This window comes from Microbacterium neimengense (genome assembly GCF_054782995.1).
This window is the reverse complement of record NZ_BAAGRK010000015.1, coordinates 301142-322557: the sequence shown is the minus strand read 5'-3', so window position 1 is coordinate 322557 and position 21416 is coordinate 301142. Positions and strand designations below refer to the sequence as shown.

Sequence of the window (21416 nt, the reverse complement as noted above, 5' to 3'; positions counted from 1 at the left end):
CGACCATGACCGATTACGACGCGATCGATTTCTCCCCGCTCGACCAGTTCAGCGGCGACGAAGTGGTCACGCACTCCCCCGTGCGCGACATCCGGTTACCCTCCGGCAAGGTGCTCGCGCTCATCACTCTCGACAACGGCCGGGACCACACACGACCGAACACCCTCGGACCGGCGACCTTGAAAGAGCTCGGCGACACTCTCACGGCCCTCGCCTCGCGCGCCGCCGCGAGCGAGATCCAGGCCGTCGGGATCACGGGCAAGCAGTACATCCTCGCCGCAGGCGCCGACCTCTCCGATGTCTCGAAGGTCCCCTCTCGGGATGCCGCCAAGCTCATCGCGCAGCGCGGTCATCAGGTGCTGGGCCGCCTTTCCGAGCTCGGCGTGCCCTCCTTCGCCTTCGTGAACGGTCTGGCGCTCGGTGGCGGCGTGGAGATCGCGCTCAATTCCACCTACCGCACGGTCGACGCGTCCGCGGCCGCGATCGCGTTGCCCGAGGTGTTCTTGGGCATCATCCCGGGCTGGGGCGGGTCCTACCTGCTCCCCAACCTCATCGGCATCGAGAAGGCGCTCGAGGTGGTCATCTCGAACCCGCTGAAGCAGAACCGGACTCTCAAGCCCCGCCAGGCGTACGAGCTCGGCATGTTCGACGCGATCTTCTCGCCGGCGAACTTCCTCGAGGAGTCGCTCGTCTGGGCCGACGGTGTCATCGGCGGCACGATCAGGGTGGAACGCAAGAACGAGCCCGGCAAGATCGAGCGCCTCACCAAGTGGCCCATCGCGATCAAGATGGCGCGCGGCATGCTCGAGAGCCGCATCGGCACCGTTCCGCGCTCTCCGTATGTCGCTCTCGAGCTGCTGGACAAGGCGAGGGGCGGCACGAAGGCCGAAGCTTTCGCGCGAGAGGATGAGGCGCTGGCCGACCTCGTCGTCGGCGACCAGTTCGCGGCGTCGATGTACGCGTTCGACCTCGTGCAGAAGCGCGCCAAGCGCCCGGTCGGCGCACCCGACAAGGCGCTCGCGAAAAGGGTCACCAAGGTCGGCGTCATCGGCGCAGGCCTCATGGCCAGCCAGTTCGCGCTGCTTTTCGTGCGCAAGCTCCGAGTGCCGGTACTCATCACCGACATCGACCAGGCTCGGGTCGACAAGGGCGTCGCGCACATCCACGAGGAGATCGGCAAGCTCGAGGCGAAGGGTCGGCTCGACGCCGACGCCGCCAACCAGCTGCGCGGGCTCGTGACCGGCACGACCGACAAGTCGCAGTACGCGGACTGCGACTTCGTCATCGAGGCGGTCTTCGAGGAGGTCGGCGTCAAGCAGCAGGTGTTCGCGGAGATCGAGTCGATCGTCGCCGACGACGCGATCCTCGCGACGAACACCTCATCGCTGCCGGTCACCGAGATCGGGTCGAAGCTCGCCCACCCCGAGCGTCTGGTCGGTTTCCACTTCTTCAACCCCGTGGCCGTCATGCCGCTCATCGAGGTGGTCAAGACGGATGCGACCTCGGATGCGGCGTTGTCCACGGCCTTCGTCGTGGCAAAGGGGCTCGGCAAGAACGCGGTACTGACCGCCGACGCTCCTGGCTTCGTCGTCAATCGACTGTTGGCCAAGGTCATGGGCGAAGCGGCGCGCGCCGTGTACGAGGGCACGCCGCTACTGACCGTAGAGAAGGCGTTCGCCCCTCTCGGCCTGCCGATGACACCGTTCCAGCTGATCGATCTCGTCGGCTGGAAGGTAGCGGCGCACGTCCAGGACACGATGGCGCACGCGTTCCCCGACCGGTTCTTCGCGTCCGAGAACTTCCACAAGCTCGCCGAGCTGCCGGAGATCGTCGAGAAGGACAAGAACGGACGGGTCACCGGCTGGACGAAGGCGGCCGAGAAGGTGCTGAAGCCTGCCGTGGGCACGACGCCCGTCGCGGAGGCGGAGATCCTCCGCCGCGTGCAGGACGGTCTGGCTCAGGAGATCCGCATCATGCTGGACGACGAGGTCGTGCCAGAGGTGCAGGACATCGATCTGTGCCTGATCCTCGGCGCGGGCTGGCCGTTCATCGACGGAGGGGCATCACCCTACCTCGACCGAGAAGGCGCCTCGGAGCGCGTGTTCGGCGCGACATTCCACAATCCCCCGATCCGCGGCGTCGGCGACTGACGAACGACGAAGGGGTGGCTCACCGATCGGTGGGCCACCCCTTCGTCGTTCCGGTACGTCACGCCTTGTGCGAGCCGACGCCTTCGTCGTCCGGAACACGGAGATCGGCCGCATCCTTCGATCCTCGAGCGACGGGGACCCGGGTGCCCAGCACCTGCGCGACGACATCCTGCGCGATCTTGGCGGCGGTCAGCCCCGCGTCCACGAGGATCTGGTCGCGAGAGGCGTGATCGATGAACTCGTCCGGGACTCCGAGTTCGTCGACAGCCGTATCGACGCCGTTCTCGCGGAGTACCTGACGGATGCGGGTACCGATGCCACCCACCCGGATACCGTCCTCGATCGTGATCACCAGTCGGTGCGCGGCGGCCAACTCGACGAGAGAGCCGGCCACAGGGACGACCCAGCGCGGATCGACGACTGTCGCGCCGATGCCCTGCGCGGACAGTCGATCGGCGACCTCCACGGCTGTGTGTGCCATGGGTCCGATGCCGATGATGAGCACATCGGCCGCCTGGGGCTTCACGAGAACGTCGACGCCGTCGTCCAGACGCTCGACGGCGGGAAGCTCCTTGCCCACGGCTCCCTTCGGATAGCGCAGGACGGTGGGCGCATCCGCGACCTCCACGGCCTCCGCCAGCTCCTCACGCAGCCGCGCCGCGTCACGTGGAGCGGCGATCCGGATGCGGGGCACGAGCTGCAGCATCGCGAGGTCCCAGATGCCGTGATGACTCGGGCCGTCGGGGCCCGTGACGCCGGCGCGGTCGAGGACGAACGTGACGCCGGCGCGATGCAATGCCACATCCATCAACACCTGGTCGAAGGCGCGGTTCATGAACGTCGCGTAGATGGCCACCACGGGGTGCAGCCCGCCATAGGCGAGACCCGCCGCGGATGCGGCCGCGTGCTGCTCGGCGATGCCGACGTCGTAGACCCGGTCGGGGAACTGCTGCGCGAAAGGCAGGAGACCCGTCGGGCGCAGCATGGCGGCGGTGACGGCGATCACGTCGGACCGCTCCGCTCCGATGCGCGTGAGCTCCTCCGCGAACACATCGGTCCACGCGGTTCCTGCATCCGTGCCGAGCGTCGCGCCGGTCACCGGGTCGATGCGGCCGACCGCGTGGAACTGGTCGGCCTCGTCCTCGACGGCGGGCTGGTAGCCGCGGCCCTTCTCGGTGATGGTGTGGACGATCACGGGGGCGCCATAGTGCTTCGCGAGCTCGAGCGTCTCCGTGAGCGCCCGGATGTCGTGACCGTCGATCGGGCCCAGATACTTGATGTCGAGATTGGAGTACAGCGCCTCGTTGTTGGTGAACCTCGACAGGAACCCGCGGGTTCCGCCGCGCACACCACGGTAGAACGCTCGTGCGGCGGGCCCGAGACGGGTGATGAGATTCCGCGAGCCACGATGCAGGCTCTGATAGGCGTCGGCGGTGCGTACGCGGTTCAGGTAGCGTGCCATCCCGCCGATCGTCGGCGCATAGGAGCGGCCGTTGTCGTTGACAACGATGACCAGGTTGCGGTCGTTGTCGTCGGAGATGTTGTTGAGCGCCTCCCAGGTCATGCCGCCGGTGAGCGCGCCGTCTCCGACGACGGCGACGACGTGTCGATCCCGACGCCCCGTCTGCGCGAAAGCGCGGGAGATGCCGTCCGCCCAGCTGAGCGAGCTCGAGGCGTGAGAGGACTCGACGATGTCGTGCTCGCTCTCCGAACGCTGCGGATAGCCGGCCAGACCCCCGCGCGAGCGCAGCGCAGCGAAGTCTTGACGCCCGGTGAGCAGCTTGTGCACGTACGACTGGTGCCCCGTGTCGAAGACGATCGGGTCGTTCGGGGAGTCGAAGACGCGGTGCAACGCGATGGTCAGCTCCACCACCCCGAGATTCGGTCCGAGGTGCCCGCCCGTGCGGGCGACGTTCTCGATAAGAAAGGCGCGGATCTCCCCCGCGAGCTCCTCTAGCTGAGCCGTCGTGAGGGTGCGCAGATCGCTGGGCTGTGCCACCTGCGACAACAGCGACATATCGTCTCCCTTGCTCTCGGGCGAGGCGGTCATGGTCGGGTCCCCCGGGCGTACGCGGGCTCCTGCCGCAACACCTTCGCCATCGGGCGCCCCTTCGCGATTTCGTCGACGAGCTTGTCCAGGTAGCGGATCTGCTGCATCAGAGGGTCTTCGATCTCCTCCACCCGGATGCCACAGATCACGCCGGTGATCCGATTGACACGCGGGTTCAGGTGAGCCTGCGCGAAGAAGTCCTCGAGACTCGTCCGCTCGGCGAGGTGACGGGAGATCTCCTCGTCGTCGAACCCTGTGAGCCATCGAATGACCTCGTCGAGCTCGGCGCTCGTGCGCCCCTTCCGCTCGATTTTCGCCACGTAGAGCGGGTAGATGTCGGCGAACGGCGTCGCGAAGATCCGGCTCATCTCCACAGGTTAGCCGCTGCAGCAGAAGACGGGCCGGTCCCTTGCCAGGACCGACCCGTCTGCGGCGCCGACGCTCAGACGAGCGAACGCAGCACGTACTGCAGGATGCCGCCGTTGCGGTAGTAGTCCGCCTCGCCGGGGGTGTCGATGCGCACCTTCGCCTCGAACGTGATCGTCTGCTTGCCCTCCGGCGAGAACTCGCTCGGCTCGGCCGTGACGGTCACCGTCTTGGGCGTGACGCCCTCGTTGAGCTTCTCCAGGCCCGTGATCGAGACGATCTCCGTGCCGTCGAGACCGAGCGAGGACCAGCTCTCTCCCTCGGGGAACTGCAGCGGGACGACGCCCATGCCGATCAGGTTCGAGCGGTGGATGCGCTCGAAGCTCTCCGTGATGACGGCCTTCACGCCCAGGAGACTCGTGCCCTTTGCCGCCCAGTCGCGCGACGAGCCGGAGCCGTACTCCTTGCCGCCGAAGACGACCAGAGGCGTGCCCTGCGCGGCGTAGTTCTGGCAGGCGTCGTAGATGAACGACTGCGGACCGCCGGGCTGCGTGAAGTCGCGAGTGTAGCCGCCCTCGACGACAGCGCCGTCGTTGACCGCGCTGACGATCGCGTTCTTGAGGCGGATGTTCGCGAACGTCCCGCGGATCATGACCTCGTGGTTTCCACGGCGCGAGCCGTAGGAGTTGAAGTCCTTCTGCGCGACGCCGTGCTCAGTCAGGTACTGCGCGGCGGGGGTGCCCGCCTTGATGTTGCCGGCCGGGCTGATGTGGTCGGTCGTCACGGAGTCGCCCAGAGTCGCCATCACGCGCGCACCGGTGATGTCGGTGACGGGAGTCAGCTCCATCGACATGCCGTCGAAGTAGGGCGCCTTGCGCACGTAGGTGGAGTCCGCATCCCACTCGAAGACCGGACCGGTGGGCGTGGGCAGGTTCCGCCAGCGGTCGTCGCCGTCGAAGACGGTCGCGTACTGCTTGATGAACTGCTCACGCGAGATCGAGGTGTCGATGACGGCCTGTACCTCCTCGGTGGAAGGCCAGATGTCCTTGAGGAACACGTCCTCGCCGTTCTGGTCCTTGCCGAGCGGGTCGTTGTCGAAGTCGAAGTTCATCGAACCCGCCAGCGCGTAGGCCACCACGAGGGGCGGCGACGCGAGGTAGTTCATCTTCACGTCCGGGCTGATGCGACCCTCGAAGTTGCGGTTGCCCGAGAGGACGGCCGTCACGGCGAGGTCGTTCTCATTGATGGCCTCGGAGACCTCTTCGATGAGCGGACCCGAGTTGCCGATGCAGATCGTGCAGCCGTAGCCGACGGTGTAGAAGCCGAGACCCTCGAGCGACTTGTCGAGGCCCGACTTCTCGTAGTAGTCGGTCACGACCTTCGAGCCGGGGCCGAGCGTCGTCTTGACCCAGGGCTTGCGCGTCAGGCCCTTCTCCACGGCCTTCTTCGCGAGCAGGCCCGCCGCCATCATGACCGACGGGTTGGACGTGTTCGTGCAGGAGGTGATCGCCGCGAGGGTGACCGCGCCGTTGTCCAGGATGTAGGGCGCTCCCTCGGCAGGCGTGACCTTGACGGGCTTGGACGCCGCCGCCGGTCCTCCGCTGGAGATCAGGATCTCACCTGTGTGCACGTGCTCGTCGCCGGGCACGGGACCGGGGTCGGAGGCGGGGAACGACTGGTCGCCCTCGAGGTCGACGATCGAGTCCGAGGTGGACGCCGCCGCGTAGTTCAGGATGTCCTTCTCGAACTGCGCCTTGGCCTCGGAGAGCAGGATGCGGTCCTGCGGACGCTTGGGACCTGCGATCGAGGGGACGACGGTCCCGAGGTCGAGCTCCATGTACTCGCTGAAGACCAGCTCGCGCGAGGGGTCGTGCCAGAGCGACTGCTCCTTGGCGTACGCCTCGACGAGGGCGATCGCCTCGTCGCTGCGGCCGGTGAGGCGCAGGTAGTCGAGGGTCACGTCGTCGATCGGGAACATGGCAGCCGTGGAGCCGAACTCCGGGCTCATGTTTCCGATGGTGGCGCGGTTGGCCAGCGGCACGGAGGCGACACCCTCGCCGTAGAACTCGACGAACTTGCCGACGACGCCGTGCTTGCGCAGCATGTCGGTGATCGTGAGGACGACATCGGTGGCGGTCACACCCGCCGGGATCTCGCCGGTGAGCTTGAAGCCCACGACGCGCGGGATGAGCATGGAGACGGGCTGACCGAGCATGGCGGCCTCTGCCTCGATGCCGCCGACGCCCCAGCCGAGCACGCCGAGGCCGTTGACCATCGTGGTGTGCGAGTCGGTGCCGACACACGTGTCGGGGTACGCGCGCAGCACGCCGTCGACCGGGCGGTCGTAGATGACCTTGGCGAGGTGCTCGATGTTCACCTGGTGCACGATGCCGGTGCCCGGCGGGACGACCTTGAAGTCGTCGAAGGCCGTCTGCCCCCAGCGGAGGAACTGATAGCGCTCTCCGTTGCGCTCGTACTCGATCTCCACGTTGCGCTCGAGTGCGTTCTCGGAGCCGAACAGGTCCGCGATGACCGAGTGGTCGATGACCATCTCCGCGGGCGAGAGCGGGTTGATGCGGTTCGGGTCGCCGCCGAGTGCGGTGACGGCCTCACGCATCGTGGCGAGGTCGACGATGCAGGGCACACCCGTGAAGTCCTGCATCACCACGCGCGCGGGCGTGAACTGGATCTCGGTGTCGGGCTCCGCATCCGGGTTCCATGACCCGAGTGCCTGGATCTGCTCCTTTGTCACGTTGGCGCCGTCTTCGGTGCGCAGCAGGTTCTCCAGGAGCACCTTGAGGCTGAAGGGGAGCTTCTCGTAACCGGCGACCGTGTCGATACGGAAGATCTCGTAGTCGGTGCTGCCGACCGTCAGGGTGCTTTTCGCACCGAAGCTGTCAACCGTGGACACGTCTGTCTCCTTCGTCGGCGTTCACGGGCGTCGTCGCGGGGCCCGATCTGCCCATCTTCCCCGCGTCCGGAAGGGGTTGCTAGGAAGGTAAGCCTTACCCCGTCGCCCGGAAATTTATCTCGATGTCGAGATAAATGGTATCACCGGGCGTCGGACTCCTCGACGGGGGCGCTGCCCTGCGAGGCCCGCGCGTGCACGGCGCGGACGGTCAGCCAGGTGACTGCCACGAGAGGCGCAAAAAGCGGCAGGCCCATGGCGATCTTGAGGGTTCCCAGCAGCGCCACCGCGCTCTCCCGATTCGCGGGATCGAGCGACGAGAAGTAGATCGGGAGCTGCACCCCCAACCGCAGGAAGAAGAGCGCCGCCCAGGCGATGGTGAGCCAGAAGTAGGCGCGGCGCTTCGCCTTGAGCTGCCGCCATGAGGTGCCCTCGCCCAGCAGATATCCGGCTGCCAGCCCGATGATCGGCCAGCCGATGAGTGCCGAGACGAGCATCGCCAGACCGTAACCTGCGTTCGTCAGCAGCCCCGGCACGAAGTTGTCGGAGGGATTGCCCGTGATCAGAGCCAGCACAGCGGCGACACCGGCTGCGACCAGTCCGCCGAGCGCGGCGGATGCCGGCGACCTCTGCAGCAAGCGCACGACAGTGAACACGACGGCGATGCCGACGGAGGTCGCGAGGGAGAGAACGAGGTTCGTCGTCGCGGTGTAGACGATGACGAAGAGGAGGCTCGGGAGCACGGACTCGACGACACCGCGCCAACCGCCCATGGCGTGCCACACGACGTGGCCGGTGCTCGCTTCCTGCGCAGGATCGATCCCCGCGCGTCGCGCGGCCGCGCCCAGCGCGGAACCGATGAGCTCGGACGCGCGGGGCTCGGCGGGAGCGGGCGGCTCCAGCGACGGCCGTTCGCCGTGCGTCTCGTCGGAGCTCACGCCGCGCCCGGGGTCGCCGGCATCTTGAGGGGGATCAGATCGCGCGGGGGCATCGGCGTGCCGCCTCGCACCACCACCAGCGAGCGGAACAGATCCTCGATCTGAGCAGCGGCTTCGACGTTGGACGTCGCCGCTCCCCCGATCACGCCGCGCAGGAACCAACGGGGGCCGTCGACCCCGACGAAGCGTGCGAGTCGCTTGGCGCCGCTGCCGGCGTCACCGGCCACGACGACCGGAACCTCGGCGAGGAGCTCCGGACCGAGCGGACCTTCCCGCTCCTCGACCCGACCGCCCTGCTGGCGCACCTGCTGACGGATCTGCTCGCGCGTCTCCTCCCAGAGCCCGCTCGAGCGGGGTGCGGCGAACGGCTGCACCTGGAGTGTCGAGTCGGCGTAATCGAGTCCGACGGCGACGATGCGCTTGGTCTGCTCCTCGACTTCGAGCCGCAGGTTCAGTCCCTCTCGCGGAAGCACCTTGATCGCGCCCAGGTCGATGTAGGGACGGACCGGGTTCACCTCGGACTCGTCGAAGGGCCCCGCGGTCTCGCGGTCGATCGGAGCGCTCTTGCCGCTCGGTTCCAGAGATGCGTCGGTCATCGGGTCGTCCTCGCAGAAGTGTCGTATCCGGTGGAGCCGAAGCCCCCTTCGCCGCGCACGCTGGCGGGCAGCTCATCGACCGGGAAGAAGCGAACCGGCGGGATGGGAAGAACCACCAGCTGTGCGATCCGATCCCCGGCCGAGACCTCGTAGGCCTCGGTGCGGTCGGTGTTCAAGAGCGCGACCTTGATCTCGCCACGGTAGCCCGCATCGACGGTCCCGGGCGCGTTGACCACCGTGACCCCGTGCTTGGCCGCAAGCCCGGAACGGGGCATGACGAAAGCCGCGTACCCTTCGGGCAGCGCGATGCGCACACCGGTTCCCACGAGCGCACGCTCGCCCGGTCCGAGTCGCACCCCCTCTGCGGCGATCAGGTCGGCCCCGGCGTCGCCCGGATGAGCGAACGCAGGGACGACGGGCGCGATAATGGGGATGTCCACGCTTTCGGCCACCTCACGAGGGTAATGCAGAACATGACTTCCGACGTTGTCTATCGCGAACGCCTGAGCCCCTCGCTTCGGACGCTCGTCGCCGCCGCGGTCTGCGCTCCGATGGTGGCACTCGCCCTCTCTCCCGTCGACACCACGATCGCGTTGGTGGCGGGTGCCGCGGTCGCGGCGCTGATCATCTGGGCGCTGATGGCGTCCGCTCCTCGCGTCGAGGTCAGCGAAGGAGAGCTTCGCGCGGGTCGCGCCCACATCCCGGTCGACCTTCTGGGAGCGCCGGTCGCCTATACGGGCGAGGACGCGCGGTTCGCGCGTGGCCGGGATGCTGACCCTCGGTCATGGATGCTGGTGCGCGGCGGAATCGGTGGGGCGGTCGTCATTCCTGTCGAGGATGCGGACGATCCGACACCGGCGTGGGTGGTGTCCTCTCGGACCCCCGACCGACTCGCCGCGGCTGTGCGCAGAGCGCAGGTCAGGCAGCGCACTCCACGCAGATAGCGCCGAGCGACTCCTCGTGGTCGATCTGTGAGCGGTGCTTCACCAGGAAGCAGCTGACGCAGGTGAACTCATCCTCCTGCGCGGGGAGCACGACGACGTCGAGCTCCAGGTCCGAAAGGTCGGCGCCGGGCAGCTCGAAGCCCGACGGGTTGTCGGCGTCTTCGACGTCGACGGCCCCGGACATCTTGTCCGGAACGCGCTCCTTGAGCGCTTCGATGGACTCGCTGTCGTCTTCGGTCTTGCGGGGGGCGTCGTAGTCCGTAGCCATTCTTCTCGTGTCTCTTGTCGCGTTGTGGATCTCCCGCCGTCGGGCAGGCGGCGATAGTTTGCATGACCGGGTGGCATTTAGCAAATGCGGATGCATGGTGCTCTCATCGGGGTCGGCACGCATCGAAACTCGCGCCACGCCCCGGATATTCCCGCCCGCGGCGATGCCCTGTGTCAGCATGGGCCCACACGGCGGATGGGAGGCGTGTGTCGCATGGAACAACTCAGAGTGATCGGCACCGAAGACGGTGTGCTGGTGGTCTCCACCGAATCCGGGCAGCGCTACTCCCTGGCCGTCGACGAAGTGCTGCGCGCAGAGCTTCGTCGGGCGCGCAAGGAGCGCGAAGAGCCCGCCAAGGCGAACCGCCCCAGCCCCCGCGAGATCCAGGCGCAGATCCGCGCAGGCCTGTCGGCACGCGAGGTCGCCGAGGTGCTCGGAGCGACTCTCGAGGACGTCGTCCGGTTCGAGCCGCCCGTGCTCGCCGAACGCGAGTTCATCGTCGGACAGGCGCTCGCGGTTCCTGTGCTGCTCGGATCCGACTTCGACGGCGACAACCAGACCAGCTTCGGCGACGCAGTGCGGGCCAAGTTGGCGGAAGCGGGCGCGACGGGCGAGCGGTGGACCAGCTGGAAGGAGCCCACCGGGTGGGTCGTCAAGCTGGGCTTCGTCGCCGGTGAGGTCGAACGTGATGCACGCTGGAGCTTCGAGCCGCGCCGCAGCTCGCTGTCGCCGCTGAACGCCGATGCCACGCAGCTTTCCCGTCAGGGTTCGCTCCCCGAGGGACTCATCCCGCGCCTGCGCGCACTCGACACCCCCGGGATCAAGGACGACACGCGCTTCGACAGCGGCGCGTTCGGACCCCGCCACGACGCGACGGAACGCCCGACCCTGCCGGCACCGGCGAGCCCGGCCGTGCAGGATGCCGCGATCAAGCGTGCGCCAGAAGCCGTGCAGACCTCCGCGGAGACAGCGGATCTGCTGGAGGCGCTGCGCCGCCGACGCGGTCAGCGCACGGCCGCTCCCACGGCAGAGAGCTCCGAGGAGCCCACCCGCTCGCCGGCGCCGGTCGCGCTCTTCGATGCCTTGGAGCCGGGCTACAGCGAGTCGAACGAATCCACACCCACGGAGCCTTCCCGCACCGAAACCGCCTCCGACGCGGGGCGCCGCAAGGGGCGGACATCGATGCCCTCATGGGACGAGATCGTCTTCGGAGCCCGTTCCGACGAGAGCTGAGCGCCCTCAGCCGGCGAAGCCCCCCAGTCCGATCAGGGGGACGACCCGTTCCTCCGTGGTGAGCGAGCCGTGCTGGCCCACCATGTGCTGCGCAGACGTGTCAGCGAGGCGGCCGTCGTAGTAGGCGACGCGCCCGCGCGAAGCGACCATCACGTCACCGATGCGCGCGGCTACCGCGGCGGAGACGGGGCCCCCGAACAGGCCGGCGGCGATCGCCTCCTCTCGAGTGAAGACCCAAGCCGTCGGCTCCTCACGCCAGGCACGGATCAAGGACGCTTCGCCACCGGGATGCGCGTACAGATGCAGCATCCGAGGTTCCCCGGCGACCACGGCAGCCGCCTCGAGTCGGGGATCGCCCTCCGTCATGACGATCTGACGGTGTCTCGGGACGTCGACCATCCCGTGATCCGCGGTGAGGATCACCCCGACACCCGCACCGGCACCGGAGTGCAGGCGGCGGGCGGCCGCATCCACGGCCTCGAGCGCGGCTGTCCACCGATCTGAGGCGACGCCGTGCCGATGACCGGCCGCGTCGAGCTCGGGCGCGTAGAGGTAGACGATCGTTCCCGGCGCGCTGCGCGCCTCGGTGATCGCGCGCTCGACACGGTCGTCCAGCCGCTTCTCGCCGAAGTTCTCCGCCCCGCGGAGCGTGGCTTCCGTGAAACCCGTGCCGGCGTACTCGGGCTTGGAGGCCACGACCCAGCGGTGCGCGGTGTCGGTCGCGCTCAGCGGGGCGATCTGAGGCCATGTGAGCGGGTCGAGCGCGCGAGGGCCCCAGTCCGTGAGCTGGTTGTGCACGAGTCCCGTCAGCGGGTCGCGCGCGCGGTAGCCGACGAGTCCGTGCTGGCCGACCTCGGATGCGGTGAGCAGGCTCGTCAGAGCGGCCGCCGTCGTGCTCGGGAACACCGATGTCGCGACCCGCTTCTTGCCGCGATGTTCCGCGAGGAAGCGCGCATAGGCGACGTTCTCGGCGAGGTTGGCGGCGCCGAGTCCGTCGACGACGAAGACGATGAGGCTCTGCACGGCGGGCCAGCGGGTCGAGCCGCCGTCCAGGGCCGCGATCGCGTCGGGCAGCACACCGGTGAGCCTCGGGGCGCCGGAGGGGTCCGCCGGTAGGCTGAGGGTCATCGGGCCCAGTCTCGCATACCCGCGCCAGGCCCTTTCCGACCCGAGGTGTTCTGCATGTCCCGAGCCACGTCCGATTCTGCGCCCGCCGAGGAAGGCCGCATCGAAGACATCGACCTGTCTGCCGAGATGCAGGGGTCCTTCCTCGAGTACGCGTACTCGGTCATCTACTCGCGTGCTCTCCCGGACGCGCGCGACGGACTCAAGCCCGTGCAGCGACGCATCCTGTTCCAGATGGCCGACATGGGGCTTCGCCCCGACCGCGGACATGTGAAGAGCGCACGCGTCGTCGGCGAGGTCATGGGAAAGCTGCATCCCCACGGCGACTCCCCCATCTACGACGCGCTCGTGCGCCTCGCCCAGGACTTCGCGCTACGGGTGCCGCTCGTCGACGGACACGGGAACTTCGGCTCCCTCGACGACGGTCCCGCCGCCGCCCGCTACACGGAGGCGCGTCTGGCGCCGGCCGCGCTCGCGCTCACCGAGAACCTCGACGAGGACGTCGTCGACTTCATCCCCAACTACGACGGCCAGTTCCAGCAGCCCGAAGTCCTCCCCGCCGCCTTCCCCAACCTGCTCGTCAACGGCACGACCGGTATCGCGGTCGGCATGGCGACCAACATGGCGCCGCACAACCTCAACGAGGTCGTCGCGGCCGCCATTCACCTGCTCGACAACCCGGATGCGACGCTCGAAGAGCTCATGGAGTTCGTTCCGGGTCCTGACCTGCCCGGTGGCGGAGTCATCGTCGGCCTCGACGGCATCAAGGACGCCTACGCCCAGGGCCGCGGGAGCTTCCGGACCCGAGCCAAGGTGTCGGTCGAGTCGCTCGGCCCCCGTCGCACCGGCCTGGTCGTGACCGAGCTGCCGTACATGGTGGGTCCGGAGCGCGTGATCGAGAAGATCAAGGACGCCGTCAACGCGAAGAAGCTCACCGGCATCGCGGATGTGGCGGACTTCACCGATCGCAACCACGGGCTGCGCCTGGTCATCACGATCAAGACGGGGTTCGATCCCAAGGCCGTCCTCGACCAGCTCTACCGGCTGACGCCGTTGGAGGACTCGTTCGGCATCAACAACGTCGCCCTCGTCGACGGTCAGCCCCAGACGCTCGGTCTGAAGCCGCTGCTGCGCGTCTATCTCGACCACCGCATCTCCGTCGTCACGCGCCGCAGTCGCTACCGTCTCGCACGCAAGCAGGAACGACTGCACCTCGTCGAGGGCCTGCTCATCGCGATCCTCGACATCGACGAGGTCATCCAGGTCATCCGGTCCTCGGACGACAGCGAGCAGGCGCGCACACGCCTGATCGAAGTGTTCGACCTCTCGCAGCTGCAGGCGGAGTACATCCTCGAGCTGCGCCTGCGACGCCTCACCCGCTTCTCGCGCATCGAGCTCGAGACCGAGCGCGACCAGCTTCACGCGGACATCGCGGCACTCGAGGAGTTGCTCGGCAGCGATGTGCTCCTGCGCGCCCAGGTCGCTCGCGAGCTGGAGGCCGCATCCGACACGTACGGCACGCCGCGTCGCACTCTGCTGCTGAACGGCGGTCCTGTCACCCCCCGCGGCGCGAAGGCCGCGGCCTCCGCTGACCTGCAGATCGCCGATGCACCGTGCCGCGTGTTCCTCACGGCGACCGGCCGGATGCTGCGCGCCGAGCTCGTCGCGGATGCGCTCGACGGCGGCATCGTCCCGCCCGCGCGGCGCAGCAAGCACGACGCCATTCGCAGCGCGGTGGATGCGACGGTCCGCGGCGATCTGGGGGCCGTCACCAGCGCCGGACGCCTCGTGCGCTTCTCGCCGGTCGACCTCCCTTCGGTCCCCGGCAACAGCGTGCAGCCCGCGGCCGGCGCGAAGGCCGATCAGTACCTCGGTCTCGGCGCGAACGAGCATGTCCTCGCGCTCGTCCCGCTCGACGCGGCCGCCCCGATCGCCCTGGGCACCGCCCAGGGCGTCGTCAAGCGCGTCGCCGTCACCGAGCTGGCGCCCGGCAAGCCGGATGCGGAGATCATCGCCCTGAAGCCCGGCGACCGCGTCGTCGGCGCGGCTATGGCACCCGACGACGTCGAACTCGTCTTCGTGAGCTCGGACGCGCAGCTGCTGCGTTTCGACGCGACCGCGGTGCGTCCGCAGGGAAAGAGCGCCGGCGGCATGGCCGGCATCCGACTCGCCGAGGGCGCCAAGGTGATCATGTTCACCGCCGTCACCGCATCCGAAGAGTCCGTGGTCGTGACGATCGCGGACTCCTCGCAGGCGCTCGCGGGCACCGCCGGCGGCAGCGGCAAGGTCTCCGTCCTCTCCGAGTTCCCCGCGAAGGGGCGCGCGACCGGCGGAGTGCGTGCGCAGCGCTTCCTGAAGGGCGAGGACACCCTCATGCTCGCGTGGGTCGGCGACCAGCCGCGCGCCGTCGGTCCCGACGGCGCTGTGCGTACGCTCCCCGAGGCGGGCGCGAAGCGCGACGCATCCGGTCAGCCCTTCGACGACGTGATCGGCGCCGTCGGCACCGTCATCGCCTAACCTCCCCCGTTCGCCCCGCGAGACTGCATCTCCCGCACGAGATCACGGGTATTACCCGTGATCTCGTGGCGCGAATGCAGTCTCGCGGGAAAGGAACCCGAGACCGGTCGGATGCGGCGGGTCAGGCGTCGATGGCGTCGCGAGAGAGCCGGTCGCTCGAGGTGACGATGAAGTCGCGGCGCGGGGCGACCTCGTTGCCCATCAGGAGCTCGAAGACCGCGTTCGCCGCATCCGCGTCCTCCACGCGCACGCGACGGAGCATGCGACCGGCGCGGTCCATCGTCGTGGTCGCGAGTTGGTCGGCGTCCATCTCGCCCAGGCCCTTATAACGCTGGACAGGCTCCTGCCAGCGCTTGCCGGCCTTCTGCAGCTTGGCGAGCAGCGTGTGCAGCTCCTTCTCGCTGTACGTGTAGATCGTCTCGTTCGGCTTCGCGCCCGGGTTCATCACGACCACACGGTGCAGCGGAGGCACGGCGGCGTAGACGCGTCCGGCTTCGACCAGCGGACGCATGTAACGGAAGAAGAGCGTGAGCAGAAGGGTGCGGATGTGGGCGCCGTCGACATCAGCATCGCTCATCAGGATGACCTTGCCGTAACGCGCGGCGTCGATGTCGAAGGAGCGGCCGGAACCTGCACCGATCACCTGGATGATCGCGGCGCACTCGGCGTTGGACAACATGTCGCTGATCGATGCCTTCTGCACGTTGAGGATCTTGCCCCGGATCGGCAGCAGAGCCTGGTACTCGCTGTTGCGGGCCAGCTTCGCGGTACCGAGGGCCGAGTCGCCCTCCACGATGAACAGCTCGGAGTCGGCGACCTCGTTCGTACGGCAGTCAGCGAGCTTCGCGGGCAGGGACGAGGACTCGAGAGCGGACTTCCGACGCTGCGTCTCTTTGTGGGTGCGTGCGGAGATTCGCGCCTTCATCTCCGAGACGACCTTCTCCAGCAGCTGCGCGGTCTGGTTCTTGTCGTCGCGCTTCGTGGAGGTGAACTTCGCCGTGAGTTCACGCGAGACCACGTTGGCCACGATCTGGCGGACGGCCGGCGTGCCGAGGATCTCCTTCGTCTGACCCTCGAACTGCGGCTCCGGCAGACGCACCGTGAGAACGACCGTGAGCCCCGCGAGGATGTCGTCCTTCTCGAGCTTGTCGTTGCCCACCTTGAGCCGACGGGCGTTCTGCTCGACCTGGCTGCGGACGACCTTCATCAGGCCGGCCTCGAAGCCCGCCTGGTGCGTTCCGCCCTTCGGGGTCGAGATGATGTTCACGAACGAGCGCATGGTCGTGTCGTAGCCGGTTCCCCAGCGCAGCGCGACGTCGACCTCGCACGAGCGCTCGAGCTCGGTCGGCACCATCGCGCCCGAAGGCTGCAGCACGGGAACCGTCTCGGTGAACGTGCCCTCGCCGGCCAGACGCCAGGTATCGGTGATCGGCGCATCGGGCGCCAGGAACTCGGCGAACTCGGAGATGCCGCCGTCGAAGCGGTAGCTGGTCTCCACCCGCTCCTCGCCGCGCTGGTCGTCGACCACGATCTCGAGCCCGGGCACCAGGAACGCGGTCTGGCGCACGCGCTGCACGAGTTCGTCGAGCCCGAACGTCGCGTCCTTCGTGAAGATCTGCCGGTCCGCCCAGTAGCGGATGCGGGTTCCCGTCACTCCGCGCGGCGCCTTGCCCACGACGCGCAGCTCCGACGAGCGCTGGTAGGGAGTGAACGGCGCGTCCGGCGAATCGCCGGCGAACGTACCGGGTTCGCCCCGGTGGAACGACATGGCGTAGGTCTTGCCGCCGCGGTCGACCTCGACGTCCAGGCGCTCCGAGAGCGCGTTCACGACGGACGCGCCGACACCGTGCAGACCGCCGGATGCGGCGTAGGAGCCGCCCCCGAACTTGCCGCCGGCGTGCAGCTTCGTGAAGACGACCTCAACGCCGGTCAGTCCGGTGCGCGGCTCGACGTCGACGGGGATGCCGCGCGCGCGGTCCCGCACCTCGACACTGCCGTCGGCGTGGAGCAGGATGTCGATGCGCGAACCGTGCCCGTCCAGGGCCTCGTCGACGGAGTTGTCGATGATCTCCCACAGGCAGTGCATCAGTCCGCGGGAGTCGGTGGAGCCGATGTACATGCCCGGGCGCTTGCGGACGGCCTCGAGGCCTTCGAGGACCTGCAGATGGTGGGCGGAGTACTCGGCAGTCACAATCCTCAAGGGTATCCGGGGCCACCCCCGCGGCTCTGCACAGACACGACATCGCCAGGGCCGCCGTACGCGGTCAGCGAAACACGCCGCACAGCGGGCATGGGTCGTAGGTGCGCATGGTTACATGTCATATCCGTACTCGCCCGACGCACCGAGGAGGTCTCCGATGAGCACGATGTCGACACCCACCGAGCAGTCCGCCGTACTGGAACACCGGCTGACTGCTGCCGACCGCTGCGACTCATGCGGAGCGCAGGCCTACATCGCCGCCGAGGTCAACGGCAGTGAACTGCTGTTCTGCGCGCACCATGGCCGCAAGTACGAAGAGAAGCTTCGCGCCGTCGCCACCAGCTGGCACGACGAGACTGCTCGCCTGGTCGACGCGGTCTGATCCGCTTCAGCGGTATCGCCGCTCCACGAGCGGCGATACCCGCAGCGCGATCTCCTCACCGATCGTGCCGATCGCCTCGGCCAGATCGGTGGGGCTCGCCGCATCCGTGCCATAGATGCGCACCACGTCCCCCACGCGCGCACCGTCCCATCCGTTGACAAGTGCGCTCACGCCATCCACCGCCACCAAACGCCGAGGCCCTGCGGGCGTCGTAACGTCGACACGCCCCGCCAGCGCCGAGACCAGCCCGTCGAGCGCTCCCGCACCGATGCGTACCCGGTCGCCGTCCACTGAGAGCACCTCTGCCTCCCACGAGCCGATCGGCGCGATCCCCAGCTCGGCGTCGGCCGGCCCGCCCGCGGGGCGGATTCCGTAGCAGAACGCCCCCACCCGGACGAGGTCGTACCGGAACTCCGCGCGGGCCGACGACGCAGCGCTCGCGGCGAGATGGCGGAGCGGGCGGTCGAATCCCGCAGCCGTCACGGCCGCAACCGCCTGTTCGAAGGCGGCCCGCGACAGATCGTCCTCCTCGTCGGAGGCCTCGGCGATGTGGCTCCACACGCCGGTGAGTTGCACGACGCCTTCACGCGCCAGCGCGACGACGCGGCTCACCGCATCCGTCCACTCCTCGGGCCGGATGCCGTTGCGGTGCAGACCGGTGTCGATCTTCAGATGGATGCGGGCGCGAAGGCCCCGCACGCGGGCGACCTCCGCGACTTCCTCGAGAAGGGCCGCATCGCCGACGCCGAGGTCGAGGTCGGCATCGAGCGCCGAGCGGATCGCGCCCTCGCCCGCGATCATCCAGACGAAGACACGTGCCTCCTGCCCCACGGCCCGCCGCACCTCGAGCGCCGTCGCCACGTCGAAGGCGCCGATCCAGCCGATGCCCTCGGCGACGGCGCGGCGGACCACCTGCGCCACACCGTGCCCGTACGCGTCGTCCTTGACCACGAGCATGAGAGCGGCCGGCTCCACGCGAGCGCGCACGACATCGATGTTGCGGGCGAGTCGATCGAGGTCGACGTGCAGCACAGAACTCACGTCGTCACCACCCGACGGGCTCGCAGTCCCACGGCAGTGGCGATCTCGTCCGCTCGCCATCCGGTCACGTGCGCCCAGTCAGCCACACGCGGTCCGTCGTCGCCGAAGAACACTGCGCGCTCGCCTCTCGCGACGGACGCGGCGCCGATGTCGACGACACACACATCCATCGCGACACGACCCACGATCGGATACGAGGAACCACCGATGACGACAGACGCTCGATTGCCGAGTTCGCGCACCACGCCCTGCGCATAGCCGCCCGTGACGAGCGCCACGCGCGTGTCCTCCGACGCACGGTGGAGGTAGCCGTACGAGACGCCCTCACCCGCCCGCAGAGCTTTGGTGGACAGAACGGTACCCACGAGTGTCATTGCCGGAAGAGTCTGCGCCCATCCGAACACGACGTCCGGCGCGAGGGTCGCGGCTCCGGCCGTCACCGTGCGATCGCGATCGATGAGCTCGGCGGTCTCATCGACGAGAAGTAGGGCGTCCGTGCCTGCCCGCAGCGCGTCGGCAACGTGAATGAGCCCGTGCCCATAGGCATCGCGTCGGAGATCGACGACCGGCACGGTGACACCGGCCGATCGCACGTTGGCCACGATGGCCGACGTGCGGATGCGTGCCACGGGTGCGCCGTCGTCGCTCATACGGTCAGAGCTGGATGGCGGTGAAGCGCTTGTCGACAGCCAGGCGCTCGATCTCTGCGCGCGCCGCGAGGGCGTGAGCGTCGATCTCGGCATGCGCCGGCCCCGGCGAATATGTGGTGTCCAGGCGCGTGAACGCCTGGGAGAGCAGTGCATCGGCCAGGTGGGGATTCAGCGGCAGCACCGGCCCCTGAACATTCGTCGCGTAGACCGTGCCCATGCGGACGGTCTCGAAACCGCCCTCGATGCCACCGTTGCCGGCAGTCACGGTCCCGTACGCGAAGCCGGGGTCGCCCAGACGCCACAGCGACGCGTGGTCTTCGAATCCGATGAGCTTCCCATCGGCGGTATCGGCGACGACATAGCCCACACGGCGCTGCTTGGTCCGGCCCACGCGGGCAGGGATGAGTCCGAGCCCGTCGAGGTGCGTGCCGTCGACGAGATCGATGCCCTCCGAGAGCAGCTCGGATCCCCCACCCACGGCGAGTACGACCGCCCCCGCTCCGATGAGCGCCGCGAGCCACTCTCGGCGGCTCTCGAGGTCGTCTCGCACCACACGCAGCGCGGAGAGCGGACCGTTGCCGATCACGACGATGTCGACTTCCGCCGGAGCGTCTTCGCCGAGGCCGACAAGAGTCACCTCGGTCTCGTGGCCGGCCAGCGACGCACGTGCGGCGAGGACCTCCACGTTCCCGCGGTCGCCCGTCACGCCGAGCAGATCAGGGTAGAGCTGAACGATTCGCAGCGCCGTCATCGTCGAGCCACCTCCTGGTCGCCATAGCCGAGGATGCGGCGACCGATCATCATGAGCTCGTAGTTCACGAACCAGATCTGGCGGCCGGCCGAGGTGGGAGCGAATGCCCGCATGAGTTCGACCGCCTTCTCCATATCAGGTTCCACTACGCCGATCGGGATGCCCGCGTACGCGAGTCGCGTCGCGATCTGGTGCGCCTTCTCCCCCGTGACGACGTCGACGTGATCGAACGCGCTGAGATCGACGTCGTAGAGCCACGACACATCGGGGGTGCCTTCGTCGATGGCCATGAGAATGCGCTCGGGCGCGCCGTCGAGCGCATCGACGTTGAGCTGCAGACTGGGACCGTTCTTGAACATCACGAACTCGACCTGTTCGCCCGAACGATCGCGACGTAGCGGAACGAGCTCGCCTCGGCCGTAGGCCGGGGTCATCTTCGAGAAGCCCGCAGCGGCCGCATCTGCACGGAAGTCCTCGCCGAGAACATGGCGCGCGGTGCTGATCGCGGCTGCCGCGTCCACGGCGTAGTGCAGCCCGCGAGCAGGCAATGTCACAGCGATCGGCCGACCGTCGAGGGTGATCTCGACATTGCGCCCGGCCACCGCGGTGACCTCGCTCTCGGCCGGATGATCGAGTGCACCGACCATGCCGCTACGGGTGTCGGCGGCGTTGTTCAGTCCGTGCGCCGACGCGGCGACGACCTCGCTCGACGCGCCGAAGAACGACACCGGCGACCGCAGTGCCGCAGCGTCGATCTTGCTGAGGTACGGATCGTCGCGGTTGACCACCACGCGCACAGACGCGCGGGTCGCCGCGTCGAGCATCATGTCGGCAACGCGCTCCGTCTCGTAGAAACGGTAGAGCTGGTCGACCTGCACATTGAGCGCGACGATGACGCGAGGCGAGAGGATGTCGGCGAGATCCGCCGCGTACCCTTCGTCCACCTCGAGCACGGCCACGTCGGCCCGGACCTTGCCGGTGGGCGTCGCTTCGGCCAGGAGCGCGCTGGTCACGCCCTGGGGCAGATTCGCGCCGGTCGGGTTGGTGAACACGCGCAGACCGTGGGCGCGCAGCACCTCGCTGACCATGTGCGTGGTCGTCGTCTTGCCGTTGGAGCCGAGGACGAAGACCACACCGTACGGGAACTGCGCCGCCAGACTGCTCAGCAGAGTCGGCGCGAGCCGGTTGGCGAGGTAGCCCGGGAAGGCCGACCCGCCGCCACGCAGACGCGTGGCGAAACGGGCGGCCTTGCCTGCGAGCACCGCGGGGACATAACGGATGCTGCCGCTCACGCCCC

At 68.4% G+C, this 21416-nt stretch carries 18 protein-coding genes; 5 read left to right on the top strand and 13 right to left on the bottom strand.

What is annotated here, in order from left to right:
* The first annotated feature begins 5 nt into the window (after positions 1–5).
* Entirely contained in the window at positions 6–2150 is a 2145-nt protein-coding gene (locus ACYVJS_RS12085; protein WP_460740166.1) for a 3-hydroxyacyl-CoA dehydrogenase NAD-binding domain-containing protein, read from the top strand.
* 58 nt (positions 2151–2208) lie between these two features.
* On the opposite strand, the gene dxs is transcribed toward ACYVJS_RS12085, so the two are convergent.
* The 6 genes from dxs to dut form a co-directional block, all read right to left on the bottom strand.
* Positions 2209–4167, bottom strand: coding sequence for a 1-deoxy-D-xylulose-5-phosphate synthase (gene dxs, locus ACYVJS_RS12080; protein ID WP_460740812.1), 1959 nt, complete (start codon positions 4165–4167; stop codon positions 2209–2211).
* 29 nt (positions 4168–4196) lie between these two features.
* Positions 4197–4568, bottom strand: coding sequence for a DUF2200 domain-containing protein (locus tag ACYVJS_RS12075; protein WP_460740165.1), 372 nt, complete (start codon positions 4566–4568; stop codon positions 4197–4199).
* Between the two features lie 74 nt (positions 4569–4642).
* Positions 4643–7477, bottom strand: coding sequence for an aconitate hydratase (locus ACYVJS_RS12070; protein ID WP_460740164.1), 2835 nt, complete (start codon positions 7475–7477; stop codon positions 4643–4645).
* 140 nt (positions 7478–7617) lie between these two features.
* Positions 7618–8412, bottom strand: a complete 795-nt coding sequence (locus ACYVJS_RS12065; RefSeq protein WP_460740163.1) for a DUF3159 domain-containing protein — start codon at positions 8410–8412, stop codon at positions 7618–7620.
* Positions 8409–9008, bottom strand: a complete 600-nt coding sequence (locus ACYVJS_RS12060) for a DUF3710 domain-containing protein (protein WP_243227932.1) — start codon at positions 9006–9008, stop codon at positions 8409–8411. The genes ACYVJS_RS12065 and ACYVJS_RS12060 overlap by 4 nt, the downstream gene beginning before the upstream one ends.
* Complete coding sequence (gene dut / locus ACYVJS_RS12055) at positions 9005–9460, bottom strand: dUTP diphosphatase (RefSeq protein WP_460740162.1); 456 nt, start codon at positions 9458–9460, stop codon at positions 9005–9007. Before dut ends, ACYVJS_RS12060 begins: the two co-directional genes overlap by 4 nt.
* Before the next feature lie 21 nt (positions 9461–9481).
* On the opposite strand from dut, the gene ACYVJS_RS12050 reads away from it, so the two are divergent.
* Positions 9482–9952 (top strand): DUF3093 domain-containing protein, encoded by a 471-nt coding sequence (locus ACYVJS_RS12050; protein ID WP_460740161.1) that lies wholly within the window; start codon positions 9482–9484, stop codon positions 9950–9952.
* On the opposite strand, the gene ACYVJS_RS12045 is transcribed toward ACYVJS_RS12050, so the two are convergent.
* Entirely contained in the window at positions 9927–10220 is a 294-nt protein-coding gene (locus tag ACYVJS_RS12045) for a DUF4193 domain-containing protein (RefSeq protein ID WP_137416906.1), read from the bottom strand. The two genes, ACYVJS_RS12050 and ACYVJS_RS12045, sit on opposite strands and share 26 nt — an antisense overlap.
* A gap of 213 nt (positions 10221–10433) precedes the next feature.
* Between ACYVJS_RS12045 and sepH the strand changes: the two genes are divergently transcribed.
* Positions 10434–11453, top strand: coding sequence for a septation protein SepH (sepH, locus tag ACYVJS_RS12040; RefSeq protein ID WP_460740160.1), 1020 nt, complete (start codon positions 10434–10436; stop codon positions 11451–11453).
* Between the two features lie 6 nt (positions 11454–11459).
* Here the strand turns inward: sepH and ACYVJS_RS12035 are convergent, their stop codons facing one another.
* Positions 11460–12581, bottom strand: a complete 1122-nt coding sequence (locus tag ACYVJS_RS12035; protein WP_460740159.1) for an alkaline phosphatase family protein — start codon at positions 12579–12581, stop codon at positions 11460–11462.
* A gap of 54 nt (positions 12582–12635) precedes the next feature.
* On the opposite strand from ACYVJS_RS12035, the gene ACYVJS_RS12030 reads away from it, so the two are divergent.
* Positions 12636–15095, top strand: coding sequence for a DNA gyrase/topoisomerase IV subunit A (locus ACYVJS_RS12030; RefSeq protein ID WP_460740158.1), 2460 nt, complete (start codon positions 12636–12638; stop codon positions 15093–15095).
* A 121-nt stretch (positions 15096–15216) separates the two neighbouring features.
* On the opposite strand, the gene ACYVJS_RS12025 is transcribed toward ACYVJS_RS12030, so the two are convergent.
* Positions 15217–17286 carry a DNA gyrase/topoisomerase IV subunit B gene (locus ACYVJS_RS12025; protein ID WP_460740157.1) on the bottom strand — a complete coding sequence of 690 codons (2070 nt, stop codon included), beginning with the start codon at positions 17284–17286 and terminating at the stop codon, positions 15217–15219.
* Between the two features lie 166 nt (positions 17287–17452).
* On the opposite strand from ACYVJS_RS12025, the gene ACYVJS_RS12020 reads away from it, so the two are divergent.
* Entirely contained in the window at positions 17453–17677 is a 225-nt protein-coding gene (locus tag ACYVJS_RS12020) for a DUF7455 domain-containing protein (protein ID WP_344230746.1), read from the top strand.
* A 6-nt stretch (positions 17678–17683) separates the two neighbouring features.
* On the opposite strand, the gene ACYVJS_RS12015 is transcribed toward ACYVJS_RS12020, so the two are convergent.
* From ACYVJS_RS12015 to ACYVJS_RS12000, 4 genes are read right to left on the bottom strand one after another with little or no spacing between them, the layout of a single operon-like run.
* Positions 17684–18718 carry an alanine racemase gene (locus ACYVJS_RS12015; protein WP_460740156.1) on the bottom strand — a complete coding sequence of 345 codons (1035 nt, stop codon included), beginning with the start codon at positions 18716–18718 and terminating at the stop codon, positions 17684–17686.
* Positions 18715–19368, bottom strand: coding sequence for an alanine racemase (locus ACYVJS_RS12010; protein ID WP_460740155.1), 654 nt, complete (start codon positions 19366–19368; stop codon positions 18715–18717). Before ACYVJS_RS12010 ends, ACYVJS_RS12015 begins: the two co-directional genes overlap by 4 nt.
* Positions 19369–19372: 4 nt before the next feature.
* Complete coding sequence (locus ACYVJS_RS12005) at positions 19373–20119, bottom strand: type 1 glutamine amidotransferase (protein ID WP_460740154.1); 747 nt, start codon at positions 20117–20119, stop codon at positions 19373–19375.
* Positions 20116–21411, bottom strand: coding sequence for a MurT ligase domain-containing protein (locus tag ACYVJS_RS12000; protein WP_460740153.1), 1296 nt, complete (start codon positions 21409–21411; stop codon positions 20116–20118). Before ACYVJS_RS12000 ends, ACYVJS_RS12005 begins: the two co-directional genes overlap by 4 nt.
* Between the last annotated feature and the right edge of the window lie 5 nt (positions 21412–21416).

Excerpts from the sequence above, each read along its gene's own strand:
- ACYVJS_RS12010 (WP_460740155.1), bottom strand. The coding sequence starts at position 19,368 with ATGAGCGACGACGGCGCACCCGTGGCACGCATCCGCACGTCGGCCATC.
- ACYVJS_RS12085 (WP_460740166.1), top strand. The coding sequence starts at position 6 with ATGACCGATTACGACGCGATCGATTTCTCCCCGCTCGACCAGTTCAGC.
- ACYVJS_RS12035 (WP_460740159.1), bottom strand. The coding sequence starts at position 12,581 with ATGACCCTCAGCCTACCGGCGGACCCCTCCGGCGCCCCGAGGCTCACC.
- ACYVJS_RS12005 (WP_460740154.1), bottom strand. The coding sequence starts at position 20,119 with ATGACGGCGCTGCGAATCGTTCAGCTCTACCCTGATCTGCTCGGCGTG.
- sepH (WP_460740160.1), top strand. The coding sequence starts at position 10,434 with ATGGAACAACTCAGAGTGATCGGCACCGAAGACGGTGTGCTGGTGGTC.
- ACYVJS_RS12075 (WP_460740165.1), bottom strand. The coding sequence starts at position 4,568 with ATGAGCCGGATCTTCGCGACGCCGTTCGCCGACATCTACCCGCTCTAC.
- ACYVJS_RS12045 (WP_137416906.1), bottom strand. The coding sequence starts at position 10,220 with ATGGCTACGGACTACGACGCCCCCCGCAAGACCGAAGACGACAGCGAG.
- dxs (WP_460740812.1), bottom strand. The coding sequence starts at position 4,167 with ATGTCGCTGTTGTCGCAGGTGGCACAGCCCAGCGATCTGCGCACCCTC.
- ACYVJS_RS12060 (WP_243227932.1), bottom strand. The coding sequence starts at position 9,008 with ATGACCGACGCATCTCTGGAACCGAGCGGCAAGAGCGCTCCGATCGAC.
- ACYVJS_RS12030 (WP_460740158.1), top strand. The coding sequence starts at position 12,636 with ATGTCCCGAGCCACGTCCGATTCTGCGCCCGCCGAGGAAGGCCGCATC.
- ACYVJS_RS12020 (WP_344230746.1), top strand. The coding sequence starts at position 17,453 with ATGAGCACGATGTCGACACCCACCGAGCAGTCCGCCGTACTGGAACAC.
- ACYVJS_RS12050 (WP_460740161.1), top strand. The coding sequence starts at position 9,482 with ATGACTTCCGACGTTGTCTATCGCGAACGCCTGAGCCCCTCGCTTCGG.